We start from the raw sequence: 7,965 nt of genomic DNA on the forward strand, positions 1-7,965 counted from the left end.
GTAAGGTCCGTGGCGATCAGAACCGGCTGACGCCGAAGCTGTTGGGTTGCAATGTGCGAATGTCCGCTTCGTGGCAAATGTCCAGCAAGTAGCCGAGCAGCGTGCGCGTGTCGCGTGGATCGATCAGCCCGTCATCCCACAGGTTGGCGCTGCCGTAAAGCGCGGTGGATTGGCTGTCGAGTTTCTGCGCAGTGACCTGTTCGAGCATGTCGAGCATTTTCGGATCGGGCACGAGGCCGTCCTTGAGTTGCTTGGCCTCGGTGACAATGCGCAGCACTTTGCCGGCCTGCGCGCCCCCCATCACTGCGGTCCGGCTGTTGGGCCAGGCAAAGATAAAGCGTGGATCGAGGCCACGTCCGCACATCGCATAGTTACCGGCGCCGTAGGAACCGCCGACGACCATCGTCAGTTTAGGCACCCGCGCATTGGCCACTGCTTGAATCAGTTTCGAACCGTGTTTGATCACACCTTGCTGTTCGGACTCGGTGCCGACCATGAATCCCGTGGTGTTGTGGAAAAACAGCAGCGGCGTCTGGCTTTGATCGCACAGCTGGATGAACTGCGCGGCCTTGCTCGCACCGTTCGGTGTGATCGGGCCGTTGTTGCCGATAAAGCCGCAGGCACGGCCCTGAATCTTCAGTTGGCCGCAGATGGTTTGCTGATCGAACTCGCCTTTGAATTCGAGGAAATCCGATTCATCGGCGATGCGCGCGATGATTTCGCGCACGTCGTAGGGCTTTTTCGGATCGTCCGGGATCAGGCCCAGCAGTTCGTCGATAGGGTAGAGCGGCTCTTTGTATTGCGGCTCCGGCAGCCATGGCAGTTGTTCATTCCACGGCAGCATGCGCAGGATTTCGCGAACCTGACGCACACCGTCGGCATCGTTCTCGGCCAGGTATTCGGCAGTGCCGGCGACCTGCGCGTGCATCTCGGCGCCGCCCAGTTCTTCGTCGCTGGCCACTTCGCCGGTCGCCGCTTTGAGCAGCGGAGGGCCAGCGAGAAACAGCTTGGCTTTGCCGCGCACCACCACCACGTAATCCGACAGCCCCGGTTGATAAGCGCCGCCCGCCGTGGCCGAGCCGTGAACCACGGTGATCTGCGGCAAACCCATCGCCGACATGCGTGCCTGATTGGCAAAGCTGCGCGCGCCTTCGACGAAAATTTCCGCCGCGTAATTGAGATTGGCACCACCGCTTTCGGCGAGGGTGACTACCGGCAGTTTGTTTTCCTGGGCGATCTGCTGCAGGCGCAGGGATTTTTTCAGGCCGCTGGGCGAGATAGTGCCGCCCTTGATTGCACTGTTATTGGCGACGACCATGGCACGCACGCCGGACACGTAACCGATACCGGCAATCAAGCCGCCGCCGGCCGCACTGCCGTCCTTGTCATCGTGAAGCTTGTAACCGGCGAGGCTGGCCAGCTCGAGGAAGGGCGCGCCGGGATCGAGCAGCAGATTCAGGCGTTCGCGGGGCAGCAATTGCCCGCGCTTGTCGAATTTCGCCTTGGCTTCGGCGGCCTTGTTCAGCAAGTTCTGTTCGAGTTGTTGCACTTGCTCGATGGCCGTGAGCATCGCCGCGCGGTTGCGGGCGAAGGCTTCGCTGTGCGGATCGAGTTGGGACTGGATCTGCGCCATGGCTTACTCCTTGTCCTTCAAGACGTCGGGACGAAGCACTTCGGGTAAGTACGCCCGATGGAAACCGTTGAACGACTCGCTGGGCGTCGCCTTATGCAGCGGCCACGCACGGCTGCCGAGGCTGGCCGCGCCGTCGATTTTCAAGGTGCTGCCACTGATGAACGCCGCTGCCGGGCTGAGCAGAAACACAATCGCCGCACTGACTTCCGATTCGGTGCCGATACGCTTGAGCGGCACATGCTCGCGCAGGGTCGGAATCACCGCTTTGAACGCGCCGTCGTAAGTGTCCATGCCGCTGGACGCAATCCAGCCCGGCGCCACCGCGTTGACCCGCACCCCGGCGTAACCCCACTCGAACGCGGCGGTTTTGGTGAGGTTGTCCATGCCCGATCGTGCAGCGCCCGAGTGACCCATGCCGGGCATGCCGCCCCACATGTCGGCGAGCATGTTGACGATGTTGCCGCCGTGCTTGCTCATCGACTGGTTGAACACTTCCCGCGCCATCAGAAAGCCGCCGACCAGATTGGTGCGCAGCACGGTTTCGAAACCTTTCTGATTGATCGAGGCCAGCGGCGACGGGTACTGGCCACCGGCATTGTTGACCAGTCCGTGGATCGGCCCGTGTTCTGTGATCAACTCGGTGATCAGCAGTTTGACGGCCTCTTCATCGCGGATATCGCACGCTTTCCAGTGCGCGCGACCACCGTCCTGGGCGATCTCGGCGGCCACTGTTTGCAGCTTTTCCGGCTTGCGCCCGACCAGCAGTATATTGGCGCCGAGGGCGGCGAGTTCATGCGCGGTGCAGCGCCCGATACCGCTGCCACCACCCGTGACGATGATGGTTTGGCCGCTGAACAGATCGGCTTTGAAAATCGACGCGTAAGCCATGTAAACAATCCTCTAGTCGAGCTGGTCGGCGATGCTCTGCGGCACCGGGATCTGGATTTCCAACAGTTGCTGGGCGAAGGCTTTGCCTTGCGGGTCGATGCGTAGACTGGCCACGCCACCGCCGCCGAGGGCGTTTTCCAGGAGAAAATTCAAACTGTGGGTGCCGGGTAGATACCAGCGTTCGACCCGGCCATGAATCGGATCAAGGACGTGGCTCATCCAGTCAACGATCACTGCCGGGGTCAGCGCTTCGGCGATCCATGGCAGGTATTCGGGCTGGCGGGGGAGGACGCCGATATTGCTGTGGTTGCCCTTGTCCCCGGAACGCGCCACGGCCAATTTGACCAACGGTACGCTGGCGTCCGCGCCGCCCTGGGGTTTGGGTGGGTGATGGGGCAGGGGCAAGTCCCGGGTGTCGAGTTCGGTCGGCGAGGGCAGGGTGAACGGATGTTTTTCACCGGCCAGTTCGATGTGCAGGTCGCAGCGACTTTTATCGATCAGAAACGAGAACAGGCGGATCAGCGGATACACCGTTGGCCGCCCGCCGACGATGCCGGTCAGTCCCGGCGCCATACCGGTGGCGGCTTGGGCGATTTCTCGAGAGAAAAGAATCAGCGCCTGTTTGTTCGGATGCCGCACGGCGAGTTTGATCACCACTTCGCGGCTGTCACGACGCTGGCCGTGGGGGCCATAGGTAGCTTCGCTGCCGAGCAGTTCAATGTTGGTTTCGCTATAAGGCCCCCAGCCTCGCTGACTGAACATCTCGGCGGTCTTGTCGAGGATCGCCTGGCTGACGCGCTGTGCTTTTTCCACCGCGTCGATGCCGGCGATCAGGCAACTGGCGGTGCAGCGAAAGCCGTCCGGATACGTGGCGCTGACCTTGTATTTGTCGCTGGGAGGCAGGCCTTTGGCGCCGTGCACATGCACCGCGTTCTTGCCTTGTTGCTGAAGTCTGACCTGACTGAAATCGCAGACCACATCGGGCAACAGATAGGCCTGAGGATCGCCGATCTCGTAAAGCATCTGCTCGCCGACGGTCAGCGGTGTGACCAGGCCGCCGGAGCCTTCGGGTTTACTGACGATGAATTGGCTGTCGGCGCTGACGTCAACGATCGGGAAGCCGATGTGTTCGTAGTCCGGCACGTCGCGCCAGTCGGTGAAATTGCCCCCCGTGCATTGTGCGCCGCATTCGATGATGTGCCCGGCCAGGGCGGCCTGGGCCAGTTTGTCATAGTCATGCCACGACCAGTCGAATTCATGCACCAGCGCGGCGCTGACCACGGCGCTGTCGACGACTCGACCGGTGATGACGATATCGGCGCCCAGTCGTAGCGCCTCGACGATGCCCGGTGCGCCGAGGTAGGCGTTGGTCGACACGCACATCGGCGGCAGTGGCGCGCCAGTGAACATTTCGCTGATGCCGGTGAGTTGTCTGAGTTGCGCTTGCAGGTCATCGCCGAGCAGCACGGCGATCTTGAGCGCTACACCCGCCTTGTCGCACGCCGCTTGCAGGGCGGCGGCGCACGCCTGCGGATTGACTCCGCCGGCGTTGCTGATGACGCGGATGTTCTGCTCGGCCAGTTGCGGCAGCAGCGGGGTGAGCACTTCGACGAAGTCGCTGGCGAACCCGGCCTGCGGGTCTTTCATGCGTGCGCCGGCCATGATCGACATCGTGATCTCGGCCAGGTAATCGAATACCAGATAATCCAGGCGCCCGCCGGCCACCAGCTGTGCGGCGGCGGTCGACGTGTCACCCCAGAAAGCACTGGCGCATCCGATGCGGACGGTTTTGGGCATGTTTATCTCCGACTCAGGAACCTGCGACAGAAGTGTCTGGAGGCTACCAAGCAAGCGCTTGGTTTGTAAACAGCTGAAGTAACTTCTGCCCAAGCGCTTGCTTGGTCGCCGCCGGCGGCTTAAATTGCGCGCAACCCTGCGGTTTCAGGGGGCAACAGACTGATCGACTGTAGGAGAGAACGGGTGGACGAGCAAAAAGCCCTGAGGGTCATGCGCGAATTGGTCGACGAAGGCCAGTTGACCGACCCGGACAGCGCCCGCGGCAAATTGCTGCAAGTGGCGGCTCACCTGTTCCGCAATAAAGGTTATGAACGTACGACGGTGCGCGATTTGGCCGGCGCAGTGGGGATTCAGTCGGGAAGTATTTTCCACCACTTCAAAAGCAAAGACGAAATTCTGCGCGCAGTGATGGAAGAAACCATCCGCTATAACACCGCACTGATGCGTGCGGCACTGGCTGAGGCCGGCAATGTGCGCGAGCGCGTGTTGGCGCTGATACGCTGCGAATTGCAGTCGATCATGGGCGGCAGCGGCGAAGCGATGGCGGTATTGGTTTATGAATGGCGCTCGTTGTCAGAGGAGGGCCAGGCCAGAGTCCTCGCTTTGCGCGATGTCTACGAAGATATCTGGCTGCAGGTGCTCGGTGAGGCCAAGGACGCGGGGTTTATCCGTGGCGACGTATTTGTTACCCGACGTTTCCTCACAGGGGCTTTGTCCTGGACCACCACCTGGTTCCGTGCTGGCGGCAGTTTGAGTCTTGATCAGTTGGCCGATGAAGCGCTGATACTGGTTCTGGAAGAGCGTTAGCGCTTTCTATCGGTTCGGGAAACTGGCTAACTGGGCGAAACCGCCTAGCTTGAATGCATTGATCGGTATTTTTTCGGGGAGTGGGGTGTTTTGAAGTCTTCGCCAATTCGGACGGCCGCGGTGTTTTTGCTCGCAGCGCTGGCGGCATCATCGGTGTTGTCTGTCCAGGCAGCGCAACTGGTTCGGGTCGGCGCTGCGCATTTTCCGCCTTACACCGTTCGCCCTGAAAACGGCGCCGACACGGGGCTGTTACCTCAATTGGTCGAGGCGTTGAATCGCCTGCAACACGACTACCAGTTCGTGCTGGTGCCGACCTCGATTCCACGACGTTTCGGTGATTTCAAGCAGGGCCGGATCGACATGGCGATCTTCGAGAACCCTGATTGGGGCTGGAAAGAGATTCCCCACACCGACGTCGATATGGGGCTTGAGGACGCTGAAATCTTCGTTGCTCAACGCGAAAGCGGTCGCCAGCAAAGCTACTTTGCCGATCTCAACGGCAAACGTCTGGCGCTGTTCAGTGGTTACCACTACGAATTTTCCAACTTCAACGCCGATCCCAAGTTACTCGCGCAAAACTTTAACGCCACCCTGACCTACTCCCACGACAGCAACCTGTTGATGGTGCTGCGCGGGCGCGCGGATATCGCACTGGTGACCCGTTCATATCTGAGTGATTACCTGCTGCGCAATGAGAAGGTGCGTGACGAGTTGCTGGTGTCGCAACGCATCGATCAGGTCTATCACCACTATGCGATTCTGCGTCCGACCGCGCCGATCACTGGGGAGGAGTTCGGCAAGCTGCTGCAGGGGCTGCGCGATAACGGCGAGATGCTGAAGATTTTCGAGCCCTACAGGATCGCCGTGGTGCCGGTGCCTCGTCGTTGAGGCACTGATTTGTGCGCAAAGCCTAAATTTCTCTTCCCGGATCACGTCCCATCGTTGAACTGTCGACGATTACCGTGAGCCCGACCCATGTCCAATCTGAATGAGCTGACTGCCCTGGCCTTGCCTTCGGGCAGTCAGTTGCTAGCCGATGTCACCGAAAGCCGTCTGAGCCTGAGCCTGGACGGGCAGCCGCTGATCCGGCTGCGCCTTGATCGTGAGGCCAAAGGGCCGATCCACATCGATGAACGTTTTGCGTTGCCGCCAGGTCAGGCACTGTGGGCGGCGTGTTACTGGTTGTTCGCTCGCGATCCTGCGTGTCAGCAATTGACTTGGCTACTGGATCAGCCGCCGACCGAAGCTTTGCTCAGCGGATTGTTGGTGAGCACTGAAGTGGCGGGGGAATATCGCTGTGAGCGTTCGCTGTTCTGGCAATTGCCGCAACCGTGGCTTGGCACTTCTCTGACCGGCAGCTATCCGCAGCAAATGGTCATCAGCCAGGGTAAGCGTCATCCGTTGCGTCCGGTCAAACCGCGCGGTGAAGTCTATCGGCGTTTCGATGCGCGACTCGGTGCGTGGATTTCCCTGCGCACGGTCGAGATCGAGGAAGACCTGCCGCGCTTCAACCGCTGGCAGAACAGCCCGCGCGTTGCCAGTTTCTGGCAGGAAGAAGGCACGATCGAAAAGCATCGTGAATACCTCAGCAAACTCGACGCCGATCCGCACACACTCACCCTGATCGGCTGTTTCGACGATCAGCCGTTTGCTTATTTCGAAGCCTATTGGGCCAAGGAAGACCGCATTGCGCCGTTCTACGATGCCGACAATTACGACCGTGGCATTCATATGCTGGTGGGGGAAGAAGATCACCGCGGCCCGCATAAAGTGGCGAGCTGGCTGTCGGCGCTGGTGCATTACCTGTTTCTGGATGATCCACGTACCCAGCGCGTGGTCGCCGAGCCGCGGGCCGACAACGCGAAGATGATCGGCCACATGCAAAACCAGTGCTTCCACTGCGAGAAAGAGTTCGACTTCCCGCACAAGCGCGCGGCGCTGATGATGCTGGGGCGTGAGCGGTTTTTTGATCGGTGCAAACTGGCTTGATGATGGGGCCTCAGGATCTCGGTGATCCTGAGGTCGCCTTCGCGAGCAGGCTCGCTCCCACATTTAACCGTGTTCTTTCAGGAGAAATGTAGTCGAATGTGGGGGCGAGCCTGCTCGCGAATGAGGGCGTCAACACTTCTCTGATTATCGACGACCCACCGCCACCGCATCCCGACGACTGCCCGACACCTTGCGGCAGTGCACCAGCGCATCGCGAATCATGAAGTTGACCAAAGTCGGCGAAACGCCGAGTTCCTTGGCGATGTCCTTTTGCGGCACGCCATGCAGACGGTACATCTCGAATGCATAGCGAGTGCGACTCGGCAGCTCGGTCAGCGCATCGGCGATGTGTTCCAGGGTCGAGAAGTTGATGTGCGAGGTTTCCGGCGAAGCACCTTGAATAACCACGTTCAGCCCTTCCTCTTCAGGGCCGGAATATTTCTGCTCCAGCGCCTGTTTGCGGTAGTGATCGATGGCGAGGTTGCGCACGATCTGGAACAGATAACTCAGTTGGGCTTTGATCGACGATGTAATGGGTGGCGCCGACTGCAGTCGGAAAAACGCATCCTGTACCACATCTTCGGCGCGCGACCGGCAGCCGGTAATACGCGCTGCGATTTTGACCAGAATCAGTCGATTGTCGACGAATGCCTGAAGTAGCGGTGAATCGCACCTGCTTGTGGATACTTGTTCCGTCATGGAAATCACCTTGCTGCCAATTGGTTCGTGGGGCGCCTGGGGGAGGGGGCGTCCTACACATCGAGCGACAAATTATGTTGAATGATAATGATTGTCAAATGAGAAAGAGAAGTAATGCTCTGGTTCGGTGCAATCTGAGAACTGCGACACGC

7 protein-coding genes are annotated in these 7,965 nt (G+C 59.9%); 3 read left to right on the forward strand and 4 right to left on the reverse strand.

What is annotated here, in order from left to right:
• Positions 1-16: 16 nt before the first annotated feature.
• From atuC to CKW18_RS15605, 3 genes are read right to left on the reverse strand one after another with little or no spacing between them, the layout of a single operon-like run.
• Positions 17-1,633, reverse strand: a complete 1,617-nt coding sequence (gene atuC / locus CKW18_RS15595) for a geranyl-CoA carboxylase subunit beta (RefSeq protein ID WP_095189608.1) — start codon at positions 1,631-1,633, stop codon at positions 17-19.
• A gap of 3 nt (positions 1,634-1,636) precedes the next feature.
• Positions 1,637-2,521, reverse strand: a complete 885-nt coding sequence (locus CKW18_RS15600; RefSeq protein WP_095189609.1) for an SDR family oxidoreductase — start codon at positions 2,519-2,521, stop codon at positions 1,637-1,639.
• Between the two features lie 12 nt (positions 2,522-2,533).
• Complete coding sequence (locus CKW18_RS15605; RefSeq protein ID WP_095189610.1) at positions 2,534-4,318, reverse strand: acyclic terpene utilization AtuA family protein; 1,785 nt, start codon at positions 4,316-4,318, stop codon at positions 2,534-2,536.
• A gap of 183 nt (positions 4,319-4,501) precedes the next feature.
• Between CKW18_RS15605 and CKW18_RS15610 the strand changes: the two genes are divergently transcribed.
• The 3 genes from CKW18_RS15610 to CKW18_RS15620 all read left to right on the forward strand — a co-directional run bounded on the left by CKW18_RS15610 (position 4,502) and on the right by CKW18_RS15620 (position 7,114).
• Positions 4,502-5,125: a TetR/AcrR family transcriptional regulator gene (locus CKW18_RS15610; RefSeq protein ID WP_095189611.1), complete on the forward strand. Its 624-nt coding sequence runs from the start codon at positions 4,502-4,504 to the stop codon at positions 5,123-5,125.
• A 90-nt stretch (positions 5,126-5,215) separates the two neighbouring features.
• On the forward strand, positions 5,216-6,013 hold the full coding sequence (locus tag CKW18_RS15615) for an ABC transporter substrate-binding protein (RefSeq protein WP_095189612.1): 798 nt from the start codon (positions 5,216-5,218) through the stop codon (positions 6,011-6,013).
• An 87-nt stretch (positions 6,014-6,100) separates the two neighbouring features.
• A complete protein-coding gene (locus CKW18_RS15620; protein WP_095189613.1) occupies positions 6,101-7,114 on the forward strand; it encodes a GNAT family N-acetyltransferase in 1,014 nt (337 codons plus the stop codon).
• Between the two features lie 144 nt (positions 7,115-7,258).
• On the opposite strand, the gene CKW18_RS15625 is transcribed toward CKW18_RS15620, so the two are convergent.
• Positions 7,259-7,813 (reverse strand): RNA polymerase factor sigma-70, encoded by a 555-nt coding sequence (locus tag CKW18_RS15625; RefSeq protein WP_095189614.1) that lies wholly within the window; start codon positions 7,811-7,813, stop codon positions 7,259-7,261.
• Positions 7,814-7,965 lie beyond the last annotated feature (152 nt).

The sequence above is a fragment of the Pseudomonas sp. Irchel 3E19 genome, from assembly GCF_900187585.1.
In the GTDB taxonomy this organism is placed as follows: domain Bacteria; phylum Pseudomonadota; class Gammaproteobacteria; order Pseudomonadales; family Pseudomonadaceae; genus Aquipseudomonas; species Aquipseudomonas baetica.